The 16,598-nt window shown below is 72.1% G+C and carries 13 protein-coding genes; 8 read left to right on the top strand and 5 right to left on the bottom strand.

All coding sequences use genetic code 11. The features are described 5' to 3' along the window. Positions 1-234 precede the first annotated feature (234 nt). Positions 235-804, top strand: coding sequence for a sugar O-acetyltransferase (locus ACIQUT_RS36090; RefSeq protein WP_403569408.1), 570 nt, complete (start codon positions 235-237; stop codon positions 802-804). A 117-nt stretch (positions 805-921) separates the two neighbouring features. On the opposite strand, the gene ACIQUT_RS36085 is transcribed toward ACIQUT_RS36090, so the two are convergent. From ACIQUT_RS36085 to ACIQUT_RS36075, 3 genes are all read right to left on the bottom strand, one after another. Next, positions 922-4,371: a BTAD domain-containing putative transcriptional regulator gene (locus tag ACIQUT_RS36085; RefSeq protein ID WP_403569407.1), complete on the bottom strand. Its 3,450-nt coding sequence runs from the start codon at positions 4,369-4,371 to the stop codon at positions 922-924. A gap of 145 nt (positions 4,372-4,516) precedes the next feature. Beyond that, positions 4,517-5,452, bottom strand: a complete 936-nt coding sequence (locus ACIQUT_RS36080; protein WP_403569405.1) for a TIGR03619 family F420-dependent LLM class oxidoreductase — start codon at positions 5,450-5,452, stop codon at positions 4,517-4,519. A gap of 115 nt (positions 5,453-5,567) precedes the next feature. Continuing rightward, on the bottom strand, positions 5,568-6,254 hold the full coding sequence (locus tag ACIQUT_RS36075; protein WP_403569403.1) for a hemerythrin domain-containing protein: 687 nt from the start codon (positions 6,252-6,254) through the stop codon (positions 5,568-5,570). 212 nt (positions 6,255-6,466) lie between these two features. Between ACIQUT_RS36075 and ACIQUT_RS36070 the strand changes: the two genes are divergently transcribed. After that, complete coding sequence (locus tag ACIQUT_RS36070; protein ID WP_403569401.1) at positions 6,467-7,030, top strand: nitroreductase family protein; 564 nt, start codon at positions 6,467-6,469, stop codon at positions 7,028-7,030. A 35-nt stretch (positions 7,031-7,065) separates the two neighbouring features. Here ACIQUT_RS36070 and ACIQUT_RS36065 read toward each other — a convergent pair whose 3' ends face one another. Beyond that, on the bottom strand, positions 7,066-7,413 hold the full coding sequence (locus ACIQUT_RS36065) for a hypothetical protein (protein ID WP_403569400.1): 348 nt from the start codon (positions 7,411-7,413) through the stop codon (positions 7,066-7,068). A 97-nt stretch (positions 7,414-7,510) separates the two neighbouring features. On the opposite strand from ACIQUT_RS36065, the gene ACIQUT_RS36060 reads away from it, so the two are divergent. The 3 genes from ACIQUT_RS36060 to ACIQUT_RS36050 all read left to right on the top strand — a co-directional run bounded on the left by ACIQUT_RS36060 (position 7,511) and on the right by ACIQUT_RS36050 (position 10,457). Continuing rightward, on the top strand, positions 7,511-8,062 hold the full coding sequence (locus tag ACIQUT_RS36060; protein WP_403569398.1) for a hypothetical protein: 552 nt from the start codon (positions 7,511-7,513) through the stop codon (positions 8,060-8,062). 190 nt (positions 8,063-8,252) lie between these two features. Further along, positions 8,253-9,662: a DUF2252 domain-containing protein gene (locus ACIQUT_RS36055; RefSeq protein WP_403569396.1), complete on the top strand. Its 1,410-nt coding sequence runs from the start codon at positions 8,253-8,255 to the stop codon at positions 9,660-9,662. Positions 9,663-9,923: 261 nt separating this feature from the next. Next, complete coding sequence (locus tag ACIQUT_RS36050; RefSeq protein WP_403569394.1) at positions 9,924-10,457, top strand: DoxX family protein; 534 nt, start codon at positions 9,924-9,926, stop codon at positions 10,455-10,457. A gap of 29 nt (positions 10,458-10,486) precedes the next feature. Here the strand turns inward: ACIQUT_RS36050 and ACIQUT_RS36045 are convergent, their stop codons facing one another. Continuing rightward, positions 10,487-11,530, bottom strand: a complete 1,044-nt coding sequence (locus ACIQUT_RS36045; protein WP_403569393.1) for a magnesium and cobalt transport protein CorA — start codon at positions 11,528-11,530, stop codon at positions 10,487-10,489. 799 nt (positions 11,531-12,329) lie between these two features. Between ACIQUT_RS36045 and lanL the strand changes: the two genes are divergently transcribed. The 3 genes from lanL (at position 12,330) to ACIQUT_RS36030 (ending at position 16,596) form a co-directional block, all read left to right on the top strand. Further along, complete coding sequence (lanL, locus tag ACIQUT_RS36040) at positions 12,330-15,002, top strand: class IV lanthionine synthetase LanL (RefSeq protein WP_403569391.1); 2,673 nt, start codon at positions 12,330-12,332, stop codon at positions 15,000-15,002. A 51-nt stretch (positions 15,003-15,053) separates the two neighbouring features. Further along, on the top strand, positions 15,054-15,209 hold the full coding sequence (locus ACIQUT_RS36035; RefSeq protein ID WP_167350579.1) for a VenA family class IV lanthipeptide: 156 nt from the start codon (positions 15,054-15,056) through the stop codon (positions 15,207-15,209). A 274-nt stretch (positions 15,210-15,483) separates the two neighbouring features. Further along, entirely contained in the window at positions 15,484-16,596 is a 1,113-nt protein-coding gene (locus ACIQUT_RS36030) for an ATP-binding cassette domain-containing protein (protein ID WP_403569389.1), read from the top strand. The last annotated feature ends 2 nt before the right edge of the window (positions 16,597-16,598 follow it).

Genomic DNA, 16,598 nt, shown 5'->3' with positions numbered 1-16,598 from the left:
ACACCCCCCAGGTCATCCCTTCGACAGGGGGCAGACAGCCATACCGGGCCCGGGGGCCAGGCGCCCCGTTTCGGGGCCACGAGAAAGGTAACGGGGGCCAGGGCCTGTTCCCGGTGGAGCCGGGCTGTGTGACCACCGGTGTCGGTCTTGACTGCCGTCCGTTGCTCCGAGAGCGTGGGCCGTACCTGCAGGCGCGAGCGCATGTCCATGCGCTGTGGAACGGAGGTCGCCCGCATGGGAGAGAACCAGCGGCGCATGCTGGCCGGCGAGTGGTTCCGCCCCGACGATCCCGAACTCGCAGCCGACACCCTGCGCCGGGTCGAGCTGTGCGCGCAGTACAACAACGCGCCGGCCGCGCTGTCGGCCGAGCAGCGTGATGCCGTCCTGCGGGAACTGCTCGGCTCGGTGGGCGACGGGGTCCGGATCCGACCGCCCTTCCACTGCGACTTCGGCCGCCACATCCGGATCGGCGCCGGCACGTTCGTCAACTTCGGCGCGGTCTTCCTCGACACCGCGCCGATCAGCATCGGCGCGGACACCCAGATCGGCCCGAACGTCCAGCTGCTGACCCCCACGCACTCCCTGGACCCTGCCCTCAGGCGGGCCGGGTGGGAGCGTGGCCTGCCGGTGACCCTCGGCGACAACGTGTGGCTGGGCGGCGGCGCCATCGTCTGCCCCGGTGTCACCATCGGCGACGACACCGTGGTCGGCGCCGGTTCCGTGGTCGTCAAGGACCTCCCGGCGGGCGTCCTGGCCGTCGGGAACCCGGCTCGCGTCGTACGTTCACTCGGTCGCGCCGAGTGAGATGCGCGTGCCTCTGAGGTGACTCGCTCCATGGGGCTGCCCTGGTCACATCAGAACCGGGTCACTGATGTGTGCGGGTTGTCGTCGGGTGGCCTCAACCCCGTCGAGGCCGTCCGGTCACCCGTGCGCAGAGCCACGGCCGCCACAGCCTTCAGCACACCCGATGACCTCCGGCGGCAGTCCGGCCAACCCGGCCCGCGCTGCCTCCGCCCAGAGGGGCGAGTCCCATGCGGCCGCCACCCGCGCGGCTTCGCGGTAGTGGCGCCGGGCCTGTTCGGGGCGGTCCAGGAACTGGGCCAGTTCGCCCAGGGTCTGTGCGACGGGCCGCAGGACGAGGCTGAGGCTGCTCGCGCCGCCTGCCAGCTCGTGCAGCGGCAGCAGGTCCTCGTAGACCTCGGCGGCGGCCGCCCCGTCACGGAAGACGATGGCGGCCATACCGCGCAGCCCGGCCAGGATGGGGTAGGCGAAGTCGCGCCGCAGGGGCACGCGCTGCGCGAAGATCTCCCGGGCCTCTTCGGGGCGGCCGGCGGCGAGCAGTGCGAGTGCGGCGAGGGCTTCGTTGTGCGGCTTGTACTGCTCCCACACTGCGAGCAGCACGGGCAACATCTCGTCCAGCCGGCGTTGCTGCAGGCGAATGCAGCCGATGCCCAGGGCGGCGAGCCCGCTGAGATCCACCGCCCCCCGTGCGCGGAGCTCCGCGACCGCCGTCCCGAGGGCCTGTTCCGCCTCCTCGAACCGGCCCTGTGCCATGGCGAGCATGGGATGGCGCAGCCTGGCCACCGCGAACGCGCCTTGGAGCTCGTACCGGCGGGCGATCTCGTCCGCTCGGACGAGGCACCGCTCCATCTCCGCCGGGTCGTTGCGGCCGGCGGCGATCCGGGCGGCGACGTAGACGCTCATCCAGGAGTACTCGGGGCTGTCCTGGGCGTCGGCCACGTCAGCGAGTTCTCGGTGGAGCTCCAGGTAGGCGGCGGGTTCGAGCTCGCCGTCGACTTTGCGCAGCAGCGACGTGAGGGTCAGGCCCAGCAGACGGGGCTCGCCCACGCCCCGGGCGAGTTCCACGGCCTGCCGCGCCACGGCCACGGCACGGGGATCGGTGTCGTCGAGCGCGTCGGACAGCTGGTCGAGGAGCAGGCACCGCTGGCGGTCGGCCAGCCCCGGGTGCTTCAGCAGCTCCCCGAGCTCCTCGACGGCCGCGGGGTCGGACGCCGCGTAGGGGCGGACGCGCCAGGGCGTCGGCTCGGTCCACGTCGTGTAGGCGGCGGTCAGCAGGTCGGCCCGGCCCTCCGCACGAGCCACCCGTACGGCCTGCTCCTGGGCCTCGCGGGCGGGTACCACGGCCCCCATACGGATCCGGCAGTCCACCAGCTGTCCCAGCAGCGTCACCCGCAACAACGCCGCGTCCTGGTCGGCGAAAGCGGCCGGATGGTGGGCGAGGAGGCCGAGGGCCGCGTTCAGCAGCGCCTCGGCGTTCTGCGGGGCGTAGCGGCGCACTGCCTGCTCGCAGGCCAGCCGGGCGTAGTGGACCGCGGGCCCGGCGTCGGCGGTCACGACCGCGGCCGCCCGCAGGAGGTGGTGGGCGGTGGCGGCGATGTCGTCCGAGCCGAGGGCGATCAGTGCCCGGCCCAGGCGGGAGTGCATCCGGGCCAGCCGCAGCCGTGTGAGATCCCCCTCCAGGGCGTCCCGTACGAGGGCGTGCGTGAAGCGGACCGTGCCCGGTCGCGGCTCGGTGAGCAGGCCGGCGGTGACTCCCGCGTCGAGGGCGTCGAGGAGCTGCTCGGTGTCGCTGTCCGCGGCGTGGACGAGGAGGGCGACCGGGGCCTCGCGTCCGGCGACGGCCGCCAGCCGCAGTCCGGCCGTGACGATCGGCGCGAGCAGGGCCAGCCGTCGCCGCAGTACGTCCCGGACGCCCTGCGGGACGCGGGCGAGCGCCTGGTCCTCGCCCTCACCGGCCAGGAGGAGCGAACTCTCGCGAAGGTAGAAGGGGTTGCCCCCGGCGCGCTCGGCGAGGGCCGTCGCGGCGTGATCACTGATGGCGGCCGCGCCGCGCCGCAGCAGCTCCTTCGCCTGGGCGTCCGACAGCCCGCCGAGCGGCAGCCGTACGGGCTCGCAGGCGGCCAAGCGGGCCAGCGCCCCGGTCAGATCGCCCTCGCCGGTGCGGTACGAGCCCACCAGGAGCAGCGGTAGGTCGCGCAGCTGCTCGGCACAGATCAGGAACAGCTCGATGCTCTCCTGGTCACCGCGGTGCAGGTCGTCCAGCACGATCGCGAGCGGCCGCCGCAGCGCCGTGTCGCGCAGCCAGCCGAGCAGCGCCCTGTGCAGTCGGAAGCGCCGGGCCGGACTGCCGTCCGGCTGCCCGGAGTCGCCCTCCGTGCCCGGAGCCAGCAGGGGGGCGAGCTCCTCGGCGTACGGGCCCGGGGGCGCGTCCCGCTCCAGGCCCGGCAGCATGTCGAACCAGGCCCGGCCGGGCGGGGCGCCGTCGGTCTCCGGGCACTGCCCTGACCCGACCAGCCAGCCCTGTTCGGGCAGTTGACGGACGGCGGCCTCCAGGAGGCTCGATTTGCCGATCCCGGCCTCACCGGAGATCAGGACCGCCTGCGCCCGGCCGCCCCGGGCCCGGTCCGCGGCGGCGGCGAGCCCGGCAAGGTCCTCGTCACGGCCCAGGAGCCGGTCCGCCGCCAGCGACGTCGGCGTCCCGCCGCCGGCGGGAACAGCCGGCCTCCGGTCCCGTGTGCCCGCGGCGGCGACGGCCTGCCCGGAGGGCCCGGTGGCCGTGGCGGATGCCCCGGTTGCCCCGGTTGCCCGGTGGAGGACGTCCAGGCGCTGGTGCAGCAGGGCCTGCTCCAGCTCCAGCAGGGCGGGCCCGGGCTCGACGCCGAGCTCTTCGCCGAGGACGTGCCGGGCCTGCCGCAGCGCGGCCAGGGCGTCGCCTTGGCGGTCGCGCGCCCACAGTGCCAGGGCCAGCAGCCGCCAGCCCTCCTCGTGCAGCGGCTGCTCCCGGGTCAGCGTGCCCGCGTCGGCGAGGGCCCGTGCGGCCTGCCCGACCGCGAGCCGTGCCGCGGCGAGCCGTTCGCGGGCGGTGCGGTGCACCTCTTCCAGGCGGGCGCATTCGCCGGCGGTCCACGGCTCGTCCGCGAACTCGGCGTACGGCTGTCCGCCCCACGACGCGAGCGCCTCGGCCAGGCCCTCGGCGGCGACGCGGGCGGGCAACTCCGGAGCCGAGCAGGCCAGCACCCGGCCCTCGAACACCCAGGCGTCGACTGCGTCGGGCTCCAGGGCGAGGGCATAGCCGTAGGGCGCGCTGAGCAGCAGTCGCGCAGGCGTGCGCGGGGCGCGTTCCGGTTCGAGGACGCGCCGCAGGCGCGCGATGTAGGCGTGAAGAGACGCCTGGGCGCTCGACGGAACGCGTGTCGGCCACAACCGCTCGATGATCTGCTCCGTGGGCACGACCGCCCCACGGGCGAGCAGCAGCTGGACCAGAACCATCCGGGCGAGCCGGCCTCCCGCATCGACCGGGTGGCCGTCGACCTCGACCCCGAACGAGCCGAGCACCTTCATTGTGATCATGACAGGAACATCGTAGACGGCGGGTGCCGCTGTGGACGTTCTTGATGAAGGAGCGGGTCGGGAACCGGTCCGAACGGTTCGCCATGGGTTCTCCGGACGTGGTCAGGGCTCGCCCTCCGGTGCCGGGGCGAAGGCCCGCAGCCGCTCAGACAGGGCGCAGCCGGCGAGGGGAGGGCTCGTTGAGTTCGGCCAGGAAGGCCGCCGCGAGGTTGAGGTACTCATCGGGTGAGTCCGTCGTCAGCTGGAGGTCGACGAGCACCTCGTCGGTCACCGCCGAGCACATCGCCTTGAGGTGGTCGCAGATCTGGCGCACGGTCCCGCGGTGATGGGTCTCCGCGGGGTCGGCCTCGGTCGCGGTGATGTCCGGGTTCACTCGGAACACCCGCCGCAGTTCCCCTGGGTCCCGCCCCGCCCGTTCGGCGGCCTCGACCGCGACCGCCCAGAGACCGTGGACGTACGGCAGCGGCATCGACGCCGCGAGCCAGCCGTCGGCGCGCCTGCCGACCCGCTCCAGGGCGGGCGGGGTGAACCCGCCCAGCAGGACCGGCGGCCTCGGGTCCTGGAGGGGTTTGGGGAGGACGGTCGACTCCGGGATCTTCCACAGCGGGCCGGTGTGGACGACCGTATCGAACCGCCATACGGCATCGAGTACGTCGAGGGTCTCTTCGAGCCGCGCGCCGCGGCCCCGCCAGGGGACGCCGGCGGCCTCGTACTCCTCACGCATCCAGCCCAGCCCGATCCCCACGTCCAGGCGGCCGTGGCTGATCAGGTCGAGGGTGGTCAGCGCCCGGGCGAGCACGAGGGGCGGCTGCCACAGGGCGTTGAGCGTGCTGCTGCCCAGACGCACCCGTTCGGTCGCCGTGGCCGCCAGGCTCAGGGCGAGCAGCGGGTCGAGGTGGGTGCCGTACCGGGCGGGCATCGTCCCGCCGGGGTAGCCGTCGGGCGGGGTGAGCGGCGCCAGGAGCCGGTCGGCCACCCAGAGGCTGTGGCAGCCCAGAGCCTCCAGCGCCGTGCACATCGCGGCGGTGCGGTCGGGGTCGGCGAACGGGCCGAACTGGGGGACGGAGAATCCGATGCGCATGGGTGAAGGCTCCTCGATCGGTACGGGCGGGTCGGGCAGATCGGTGCAGGCCCCGCGAGGCGGGTCGGGTAGATCGGTGCCGGCCCCGGGACAGGCGGCCGGGCGGGAGGGCACGTCAGGCGGTGGTGCGCCGGCCACGGATCCGGGCGGTCTCGCGGCGGTACTGGCGCTGTCCGAGGAGCTTCCACAGCACCCGGGCCGGGACGGGCAGCCGGGCGAGGAACTCCTGACGCTTCTCGGGCGAGGTGTCCTCCAGAATGGCGCCCAGGGCGATCATCAGTCGGTTCTTGGGCGTCTCGGCGAGGCCCCGCTCCCCGACCGCCAGCCACTGCTTCTCGTTCACGTGGAGCGCCACCAGGGGCATGACCTCCCGCTCCTCCTCGTCGAGATGGGCGCACAGCTGCCGGTGGTGCGTGCGCAGGGCCTCGGCGAGCTCGTCGCGGTCGGCGGGCAGGGCCTGTGCCTGCCACCGGTCCATGAGCCGCTGGACCTCGGCGATCCCTTCGTCGAGCTCGCGATGCTGCGCCTCCATGGCCAGGACCTGCTCGGCATCGAGGTCCAGGTGGGGCAGCAGCACCGGCCAGAGCATCTCGTCCTCACCGGTGTGGTGGGCGTGCAAGCCGACGGAGTACTGCCGCCAGTGCTCGGCGAGCACCCGGGCCCGGGCGATGTCGGCGGGACACACGTCCTGGACCAGTTCGGCCAGCAGGCGCGACTCGCGGCGGAACACCTGGTGGATCATCGCCATCTCGCGGGTGTAGGGGTGGGCGGTGGAGTCGGAAGTGTCACTCGGGGTGGTCATGACACTCAGTCTCCGGACCCCGGTTGCAGGCCACTTGCACCCGACTTGCCCCGCGTCGGCGGGGACCGCGATGCACGGCCGGGAGCGGGCTGAGTCAGCGGAGGCCGGGGCCGTAGGGACTCCGGCCGCGCAACAACGGCTTCAGGTCGTCCGACCGGCGTCTTTGCGGACGGGGCCGAAATGGATCACGGACACGCACGGTTGAACGGGACATGTCTCGTGATCCCGGCCGGCCCGACCGGCTCCACCCCCTCCTCGCCGACCGCTTCAGCCCCTACACGTTCGATCCGTCCGGCATCGTCGACGATCCCACCCTCCACCTGCTCCTCGAAGCCGCCCGATGGGCCCCTTCCGCCGGCAACTCACAACCCTGGGGCTTCCTCCCCGCCAGGCCCGGCGAGCCGGACCACATGCGCCTGCTGCCCCACCTCGCACCCAGCTCCTCCCGGTGGGCGAAGGACGCGGGCCTGCTCCTCGTCACCCTCGCCCGCCGCCACGTCGACGACTCCACCCTCCTCTACTCCGAATTCGCCGACTACGACCTCGGGCAGGCCGTCGCCCACCTGAGCATCCAAGCCCAGGCGATGGGACTGGCCACCCACCAGTTCCGCGCCTTCGACCTCGAAGCCCTGACCGAGGAACTGCGCCCGAACCCGGGATGGGCGATCGTCTCGATGCTCGCGGTCGGCAAGGCGGCCGACGAACCCCCCGTCGTACGCGAACGCCGCACCGCCACCGATCTCCGCACGGCCCCCTGGTCGACACCGCCGGCGTGAGACCGCCCGCGGCGGGGTGGGGCCGATCACGGCCGTCACCCCACGCTCCAGGCGCTGACTGCGGTGAGCGGGAGCCGGAAGGACTCGCCCAGGGCGGCGGGAAGGCTGCTGGCACCGGAGATGAGCTGGCAGCCCTGCAGGTGGAGGAAGGCCGGCGGGTAATCGGGGATCTCCCCGGCCTCCCGGGCGAAGTCCGCGGCGAATCGTTCGTCGGGCAGGCCCGCATCGCCGAGCCGCTCGGCGAGGTCCGTTGCCCAGCGCCGGTGGGGCGCGAGGCGACCGGTGATGACCGCGCCGTGCGCCACGACGGTGATGCGTGGACCTCCCCCTTCCATCTCCGTTCGGTTGATCAGGTCGATGAGCAAGTCGTCTTGTGTGGTCATACCGAGACTGTAGTGATCATGTAGACGTGCGACCGCGGGGCCGAACACAAAGGCTGATGAAGGAGAATGACGGCTTGTGATCGAACTCAAGCGCGGTATGGCCGGCCTCGCCGTTGCCCTGGTGGGCGTCGTGGCCCTCGCCTCACCCGGTACGGCAGCCGACGGCTCCCCCTACGGGACCACGTTCACCGCATCGCGGGCGGTGACCGGTGGTCCGGCGGCACCCGGCAAAGCGACGGTTACGGAAGGGCAGGTCAAGGAGGTCGCACCCGGTGGCGTGATCACCTATCCGAGCGTCACCAGCTGCCTCACCGTCACCGTGCGGTTGCAGGACGGCGGTCTCGTCGGTGCCCATGCCAGCCTGTTCCAGGTACCGGGAGAACTGCGATCCGACGAGATCCTGGCCGCCCTCAAACACCGCGTCGGCCATCGCCCTGTGACCGCGATCCAGGTCAAGGGGGCGGTCGGCGCCTGGCATCCGAGCTACTTCGTGAAGGCGATCGAGGCCTACGGCGAGGACGGACAGCCGCCGTACCCGGCACACCCGGACCCCGAAGGCCTTGCCGATGCGGTGTCACGAGGGCTCGAACTGCCCCGCCGCCTCGTCACGGTCGAGGACGTACCCGACGGGGACCAGATCGCCGGCTGACCGCACAGCCGATCTCTCGGGCGCCCGCATCGCCGCCGGGCCCGGGCGGCCCGCATGGCGATCAAGGCCGCTGGACGTGACCATGGAAGCGCAGCGCTCACGGCGCCGGGAAAGGATGCGACGCCCGCCCGACGGAACCCGGGCAGGCGTCGGCCTGGGCCGGGAAGGGCAGGGAAGAGGAGGCGGCACCGTGACCACATCCAGTGCCCCCTGGAACAGCGTGCTCACACCGGACGAACGCGCCGCGCGCGGGAAGGCCGCACGTGCGAGCCTGCGGCGCTCGGAGCACGCCCGGTACGAGCCGGGGAGCGCGCGACCCGACCCGGTGGAAGTCCTCCGGTCGCAGTCCGCGACGCGGGTGCCGGAGCTGGTGCCCATCCGCTACGGCCGGATGCTCGCATCGCCGTTCCACTTCTACCGCGGGGCGGCGGCGGTCATGGCCGCCGACCTCGGCGCGGTACCCCACACGGGTTTGACGACGCAATTGTGCGGTGACGCCCACCTCCTGAACTTCGGTCTCTTCGCCTCACCCGAGCGGTCCCTCGTCTTCGACGTGAACGACTTCGACGAGACGCACCCCGGTCCCTTCGAGTGGGACGTCAAACGGCTCGCCGCCAGCCTCGCGGTCGCGGGCCGCGAAGGAGGGTTCACCGCGCGCGACCGGGCCACCGCGGTACGCGAGGCCGTATCGGCGTACCGGCTGCGGATGCAACGCTTCGCCGGCATGCGCATCCTCGACATCTGGTACGCCCAGGACGAGGCCGCCGCGCTGCGCGAGCTCGCCGCACAGGGCGGCGAACGCCTGCTGCGCCGCACCGATGAACTCTTCGCCAAGGCCCGCGGCAAGGACCACCTGCGGGCGCTCGCCAGACTCACGCGCCGGGTCGACGGAAAGCTCCGGATCGCCCCCAGCCCGCCGTTGATCGTCCCGCTGTCCGACCTGCTGGCCGAGTCCGGCCCGACGGACCAGGACACCGCCGTGCGCGGGCTCTTCGACGCGTACGGGCAGAGCCTGTCCAGCGAACGCCGGGAGTTGCTCGGGCGCTTCCACGTCGTCGACATGGCCCGCAAGGTGGTCGGCGTCGGCAGCGTGGGCACGCGCTGCTGGATCATCCTGCTGCTCGGCCGTGACGACGACGACCCGCTGCTCCTCCAGGCCAAGGAAGCCGGGGAATCCGTACTGGCCCCGTACACCGCGCCCACCGCGTACGACAACCAGGGACACCGCGTGGTGGCCGGACAGCGGCTGATGCAGGCCGCCAGCGACATCTTCCTGGGCTGGGAGCGGGTCACGGGCATCGACGGCCGACGCCGCGACTTCTACCTCCGGCAGCTCTACGATTGGAAGGGCGGCGCCCAGACGGAGAACATGCGCCCGGAGGGCCTGCAACTGCTCGCGCGGGCCTGCGGCTTCTCGCTTGCCCGGGCCCACGCGCGCTCCGGCGACCCCGTCGCCATCGCCGCCTACCTCGGCACCGTCGACTCCTTCGACCGGGCGCTGGTCGCATTCGCGGAGGCGTACGCGGACCAGAACCAGCGGGACTACGATGCGCTCGTCGCGGCCGTTCGCACCGGCCGCGTGGCCGCGGTCGAGGGCTGACCGCACAGGAGCACGCCAGATGTCCGGGAGCCGTACCGCGCCCGGGCAATCGGGCCGCGTGTGCCCTTGGCGTCGCGTGTGCCCTTCGCCGTGCGGCCGGGGCGGCCGGCCGGCTCACGCGCGCGGCGCGGATTCCGCCCCGGCCGGCATCACGCTGAGTGAGTCGACACCGAGTGAGTCGACACCGAATGACACCACCGAGGGCGCTCCCGATCCCCGCCTTCCCTTCCCCCACACGCACACACCACAGAAGGTGTCAGGATGCCCACCGCACCCATCCACCGCGCTCCCCGCACCCCGTCCGGCACGACGACCCCGTACGACGTCGGCCTGCCCCTGCTCCGCCTCGTGCTCGGCCTGATCATGGCAGTCCACGGCACTCAGAAGCTGTTCGGGTGGTTCGACGGCCCCGGGATCCGGACCACGGGACGCTTTTTCGAGCAGGGCGGCTACCCGGCCGGCACGACCATGGCCCTGGTCGCCGGTCTCACCGAGACCCTGGGCGGCCTGGGCCTGGTGCTCGGTCTGCTCACCCCGCTGGCCGGCGCCGCGATCGTCGGAGTCATGATCAACGCCATCGCGGTGAAATGGGCCGGCGACGTGATCGGCCAGCAGGGCATCGAGTTCGAAATCCTGATCACGGCTGCTGCGGCGACCCTGGCCGTCACGGGCCCCGGCCGCTTCGCACTGGACCACTTCATCCCGGGGCTCCGCGACCACCGCGTGGTCTACGGGGTTGCGGCCTTGGTCCTGGCTGTCGTACTGGCCGTCGTGTTCCTGCTGCTCAGGGACTGACACGGGGACGGATGCGGGCGGGAGGAGCGCTACCGCCGGCCCGGCCCCGGGCCCTGGTGCGGGAGGGGAGGCGGGGGTGCATCCCGGCGGCGGCGGTAATGGAGCCAGAGGAAGAGGGCCAGGCAGGGCAGCACCAAGCCCAGCGCCGTGAGGACGAGGAACGCCGGGAAGCCGCTGATGTGCGCAACGAGCCAGGGAAAGTTCTGGCCGAAGAAGCCGACCACGAAGGACAGGGGGAGGAAGACGGTCGCGAGGATCGTGAGCCGCTCCATCGTGGCGCTCTGCCGCAGGTTGATCTTGTTCTGTTCGACGGAAATCACCGCGATGTTGGCCTCCAGGACGGTGGCCAGCAGGTCGCGCTGCGCGGCCACCTCCTCGTTCACCAGCAGGAGGTGGTCGTGCACGTTGTGGAAGTACGGCAGCAGCTCGGCCTGCGCACTGCCGGGCTTGAGCAGGCGGGCGAGTACCGCGAGCAGCGGGTGCACGGCGCGGTAGAAGTCGGTGGCCTCGCGGCGCAGGAAGTAGATCCGCTCGGTCGGGGCGACCGCCCCGGAGAAGACCGTCGCCTCGATCTGCTCGATGTCGCGGTCGAGCTCGGCGACGACCGGGGCGTAGCTGTCGACGACCTGGTCGAGGATGGCCCACAGGGTCGAGGCGCTGCCGGCACGCAGCAGTTCGGGGCGCCGTTCGAGCCGACTGCGGGCACCGTGCAGCTCGCTGGCGATGCCCTGGCGGACGGTGATCACGAAGCGCTCGGAGAGGAAGATGCTGATCTCCCCGGTGTCGATCTCCTCGCGTTCGTCGTCGTAGCGGGCGGTGCGGAGGATGATCAGCTCGGTGCCGTCCTCGTACTGTTCGGCCTTCGGCCGCAGGTGGGAGGCCCGGGCGTCCTCGACGGCCAGTTCGTGCAGGCCGAAGCTCCGGCGTACGTTGTCCATCTCTTCGGGACCGGGTTCGAAGATGCCCAGCCAGACGAAACCGCCCTGCTCGCAGCACGCGGCCGCCCGCTCCAGCGACATCGGGCCCTCTTGCTGGCGCCGCCCGTCGCGGTAGTGGGCGCAGTCGACGATCATGGCGTTCCTTGTCTGTGCCGATGGCGAGGCCGGGACCGGTGCGGGTCGGATGGGGTCCTGGGATTCCAGGATCCCGCGGCCGGGCGTCAGCGGCAGAGGAACGCCGCGCGGACATCGGGACGGCCATCGAATTTTTGCTCGAAATCTGAAAGTCCAGTTCGTCATTTTCGGTCAACCCCGAGCAATCATCGGCAATTTGTTCATTCTTAAACTTCTTCGATGGGTGCAGCTCAGGTGGCTGATCGCGACCGCGTCGTGTATTGGATCACGCACCTTCCCTGGTTGGCATCGCGGCGGAATCAGACCCTTTACCGCGGGCGGGGCAGGAGGAAAGCTGTACGGCGGAAGCCCGCACGGATAGTTTTCGCCGTGGCCGCAGCCGTTGCTCGCGCTCATTTCACCGCTCGAATCGAAATCAGGGACTGGATGATGGTGGAGCTGAGGACGGCGCTGGTCGCCGCCGAGTGTGAAGATCCTTCCGGCGGAGCCGGTGGCGGTATGACCCCGCGGTCCGCCTGAATTCGATATCGCCAGGCCCTCTGATATCCGGAACGGACCGAACCCGGCTGCTTGCATTTCCGGAGTGGCGCAGCCGTGCCGCCGACGACCGAGCGGACAGGGGTATTTCCCGCCCGCAGACGCCCCATGCGCCTCCTTTTCGCGCCGGTTGGCGCCATCTGGCAGCGCAGCAACACCGTGCGCTCGCCGAACCAAGTGACGTCCGTCAAGCGCGCGTTGTATGTTCTTCCTACCGAAGGCCTATTCCAACCAGCGGTTCTCACCGTTGAGAGGGACACGCATGACGAGCCACGCAACCGAAGCCGACCTCGAAAGTTTGTTGCACCAGGCACTGCAATCCACGAATACGGGCCCGCGTTGGACCGCCGACGCGGACGAGATGTGGTACCGCCTCACTCCCGTGTCCGCGACGCAGCGCAAGCAGGGCTGGAAGCTGCACGTGTCGGCGACGTCCGCCTCCGCACCGGCAGTTCTCGTGAAGGCCCTGGACGTGCTGCTGCGGGACGAGTCGGCGTTCAAGTTCGCCCGGTCCCTGGAGAAGGTGAGCGCGCTCAACTCCCGTGCCACGCCACGGGGAAGCTCGGGCAAGTTCATCACCGTCTACCCGCGCTCCGACGCCGACGCGGCCCGCATCGCGCTGGACCTGCACAAGGCCACGGCGGGGCTGGCCGGCCCACGGATCCTGTCCGACCAGCCCTACACCGCGACCAGCCTGGTGCACTACCGCTACGGCGCCTTCGTCGGCCGGCAGCGGCTGTCGGACGAGGGCCTGCTGGTGTGGTTCATCGAGGACCCCGACGGCAATCCCGTGGAGGACAAGCGCACCGGCCGGTATTCCCAGCCCTCTTGGGCGGTCAGCCCCTTCCCCGCTTCGGTACCGGTTCCACCGCGTGCCGAGAAGGCGCCGAGCGGCCCGGTGCTGCTCGGCGGCCGCTTCTCGGTACGGGAGGCGATCCGGCACACGAACAAGGGCGGCGTCTACCGCGGTACGGACGTCACCACGGGCGCACCCGTGGTGATCAAGGAAGCCCGGCCGCACGTGGAGGCCGACGCATCCGGCTCCGACGTCCGCGACTGGCTGCGCGCCGAGGCCCGGACGCTGGAGAAGCTCAAGGGCACGGGACTGGCACCGGAGCCGCTCGCGATGTTCGAGCACGGCGGTCACCTGTTCCTCGCCCAGGAGGAAATTCCGGGCGTCCCCCTGCGCAACTGGGTCGCCGAGCACTTCCGTGACGCCGGAAGCGAGCGCTACCGTACCGACGCACTGGCCCAGGTCGGGCGTCTGGTGGACCTCATCGCCGCGGCCCACGCCCACGGCTGCGTCCTGCGGGACTTCACCCCCGGCAACATCATGGTCAGACCGGACGGCGAACTGCGCCTCATCGACCTGGAACTCGCCGTCCTGAAGGACGACACCGCCCTCCCGACGCAAGTGGGAACCCCCGGCTTCAGCGCCCCCGAGCGGCTGGCGGACGCGCCCGTCTCCCCGACGGCCGACTACTACAGCCTCGGCGCCACCGTGTGCTTCGTCCTCGCCGGGAAGATACCGAACCTGCTCCCCGAAGAGCCCGCCACCAGGGCCGCGGAGCAGCGGCTCGCCGAGTGGCTGGCCGCCTGCACCGGTACGTTCCGCCTGCCGGACGGCCTGCCCGAGATGATCCTCGGGCTGATGAAGGACGATCCCGCCGAGCGCTGGGACCCGGCCAGGGCGCGTACGGCCCTCCGCTCGACGGAGCCGGAGCGCCCGGACCACCCCGCCCCCGGGCCGGCCCGGAAGGAACCGTGGCACGACGCGACGCCGGCCGCGGTGGCGGGCATCGTGGACCACCTCGTCGATTCGATGACCCCGAAGGACGAGCGGCGGCTGTGGCCCGTGTCCACCATGGCGGGGGAGACCGACCCCTGCACCGTGCAGCAGGGAGCGGCCGGTGTCCTGGCGGTTCTGACACGGTACTTCGAGCTCACCGGCGACCCGCGCCTGCCGGAGCCGATCTCCACTGCAGGCCACTGGATCACGGCCCGCACGGACACCCGCTCCACACGCCCCGGCCTGCACTTCGGCGGCCGCGGAACCGCTTGGGCGCTGTACGACGCCGGACGCGCCGTCGACGACCGCGCCCTCATGGACCACGCGATCGCCCTGGCCCTGGCCCCGCAGGAGCCGACGCTCAGCCACGACATCACCCACGGCTCCGCGGGCAGCGGACTCGCCGCCGCCCACCTGTGGCACCGCACCGGCGACCCCCGCCTCGCCGAACTCGTCGTCGACGCGGCCGACCGGCTGGCCGCCGCCGCGCAGCGCGAGCCGTCCGGCGTGAGCTGGCCCGTTCCCGCGGAAGCCGTTTCCACGGAGGCCGGCAAACGCTACCTGGGCTTCGCGCACGGAACGTCAGGCATCGGATGCTTCCTCCTCGCCGCCGCAGCCGTCTCGAAACGCCAGGAACACCTGGAGCTGGCCGTGGCGGCGGGAGAGCACCTGGCGGCCAACGCCGTGATGGTCGGCGGGGCGGCCCAGTGGCCGGCCCAGGCCACGGACGTGCCCACGGCCCCGTACTGGTGCCACGGTTCGGCGGGCATCGGTTCCTTCCTGGTCCGGCTGTGGCAGGCGACCGGGGACGACCGGTTCGGCGATCTCGCCCGCCGTGCCGCGCAGGCCGTCGTGGAGCGGGCCTCCCGCGCCGCCCTCACCCAGTGCCACGGACTGGCGGGCAACGGTGACTTCCTCCTCGACATGGCCGGGGCCACGGGGGATCCCGTCTACCGCGCGATGGCCGAGGACCTGGCCCGCCTCATCGTCTCCGAACGGGCCCACCGCCACAGCCACGTCGTCTTCCCCAACGAGTACGGGGACGTCTCGACGAGCTGGAGCGACGGATCCGCCGGAATCCTGGCCTTCCTCCTGCGGATCCGCCACACAGACTCCCGGCACTGGATGATCCAGCGGCCGGGCTGAGCGGCAGGGAACCTGCCGCCACCTCACAGAGAAACAGCGAAGGAGAAAGTCATGGAGAACCGCGACCTCGAACTGCTGGCTCACCTGCACGCCCTTCCCGAGACCGACCCGGTCGGCGTCGACGGAGCCCCGTTCGCCGCGACCTGCGAGTGCGTCGGCCTGCTGACGCTCCTCAACACCGTCTGCGTCGGCATCAGCTGCGCCTGACCAGGCAGTGAGCCCTTTCGGTAGAAAGGGCTCAGTACCTCCCGCCGGGGGGGGGGCCGGGGGCCGCGCCCGGCGGGGGGGGCGGGGGGTACCCCGCGCGGCCCACACCCCGCGCCCCCCCCCCCCGCTTCCCTCCTCTTCCTTTCCCCCGCACCCCCCCCCCCCCCCCCCGCCCCCCCCGCCCCCCCCCCCCGGCCGGAGCGGAGGTGCAGACCGCCTCGCTCCGGTGCACGCCTGTGCCCGCGGACGACACCCGGCAGACGAGGACCCGACCATGCAGCCACACGCCCGTGACGACGCTCCCGCTCAGGCACCCCTCCTGACAGCCGCCCTCACGAGCCCCGACGCCACACCGTCTGCTGCCGAGCCGGTGCACGCCATCAGCACACGCGGTCTGGTCAAGAGCTACCCGGGCCCGGACGGCACCACCACCCACGCCGTTCGCGGCCTGGACCTGGACGTGCTCCAAGGCGAAACCTTCGCCTTCCTCGGCCCCAACGGCGCCGGGAAGTCCACCACCATCGCCCTGCTGTGCGCCCTGGCCCGCCCCACCGCCGGACAGGCCACGGTGGCGGGCGCCGACGTGCTCAGCCAGCCGGACCAGGTACGACGACAGGTCGGGATGCTCTTCCAGCACAGCGCCCTGGACCCGGACCTGACAGCCGAACAGAACCTGCACATCCACGCACGTCTCTACGGGATGGGCCGCCGCCACGCCCGCCGACGCGCCACCGAGACGCTCGACGCGGTCGGACTGACCGACCGGCGGCGTTCCCTGGTACGCACCCTGTCAGGCGGCATGCGGCGACGCCTGGAGCTCGCCCGCGGCCTGCTCCACTCGCCCCGGATCCTCTTCCTCGACGAGCCGACCACCGGACTCGACCCCCACGCCCGCGCCCAGGTCTGGGAGCACCTGCGCGCACAGCGCGAGCGGCACGGCAGCACACTCTTCGTCACCACCCACTACCTGGAGGAGGCGGAGAACTGCGACCGCCTCGCCATCATCGACGGCGGCCGACTGGTCGCACAAGGCACGCCCTTCGCACTGAAGGCTGCGATCGGAGACGACCGGGTGGTGCTGCGCACCGGCGACGACGCCACAGCGCGGCAGGTCGTCCACCGGATCGCGCCGCCGGGCCGCATCGTGACCCTGGACACCGACGGGGTCTGCCTGCGCGTGCCCAACGGCAGCGCCTGGATTCCCCGCCTGTGCGCGGCGCTGGAAGCCCACGGCATCTCCGTACAGGCCGCTTCCGCAACCCCGCCGACGCTCGACGACGTCTTCTTCCACCACACCGGCCGCAGCATGCACGCCGACCGGCCCCACCGGACACCGGCCGCCCCTCTCCCGAAAGCAACCACGGCGGAAACCGAGGGCAGCCAGTGACC

It is taken from the genome of Streptomyces sp. NPDC090445, assembly GCF_044769385.1.
In the GTDB taxonomy this organism is placed as follows: Bacteria; Actinomycetota; Actinomycetes; order Streptomycetales; family Streptomycetaceae; genus Streptomyces.
This window is presented reverse-complemented; position numbering and strand designations above follow the sequence as displayed.

Coding starts and splice junctions, on each gene's coding strand:
- ACIQUT_RS36090 (WP_403569408.1), top strand. CDS start 235: ATGGGAGAGAACCAGCGGCGCATGCTGGCCGGCGAGTGGTTCCGCCCC.
- ACIQUT_RS36085 (WP_403569407.1), bottom strand. CDS start 4,371: ATGATCACAATGAAGGTGCTCGGCTCGTTCGGGGTCGAGGTCGACGGC.
- ACIQUT_RS36080 (WP_403569405.1), bottom strand. CDS start 5,452: ATGCGCATCGGATTCTCCGTCCCCCAGTTCGGCCCGTTCGCCGACCCC.
- ACIQUT_RS36075 (WP_403569403.1), bottom strand. CDS start 6,254: ATGACCACCCCGAGTGACACTTCCGACTCCACCGCCCACCCCTACACC.
- ACIQUT_RS36070 (WP_403569401.1), top strand. CDS start 6,467: ATGTCTCGTGATCCCGGCCGGCCCGACCGGCTCCACCCCCTCCTCGCC.
- ACIQUT_RS36065 (WP_403569400.1), bottom strand. CDS start 7,413: ATGACCACACAAGACGACTTGCTCATCGACCTGATCAACCGAACGGAG.
- ACIQUT_RS36060 (WP_403569398.1), top strand. CDS start 7,511: ATGGCCGGCCTCGCCGTTGCCCTGGTGGGCGTCGTGGCCCTCGCCTCA.
- ACIQUT_RS36050 (WP_403569394.1), top strand. CDS start 9,924: ATGCCCACCGCACCCATCCACCGCGCTCCCCGCACCCCGTCCGGCACG.
- ACIQUT_RS36045 (WP_403569393.1), bottom strand. CDS start 11,530: ATGATCGTCGACTGCGCCCACTACCGCGACGGGCGGCGCCAGCAAGAG.
- lanL (WP_403569391.1), top strand. CDS start 12,330: ATGACGAGCCACGCAACCGAAGCCGACCTCGAAAGTTTGTTGCACCAG.
- ACIQUT_RS36035 (WP_167350579.1), top strand. CDS start 15,054: ATGGAGAACCGCGACCTCGAACTGCTGGCTCACCTGCACGCCCTTCCC.
- ACIQUT_RS36030 (WP_403569389.1), top strand. CDS start 15,484: ATGCAGCCACACGCCCGTGACGACGCTCCCGCTCAGGCACCCCTCCTG.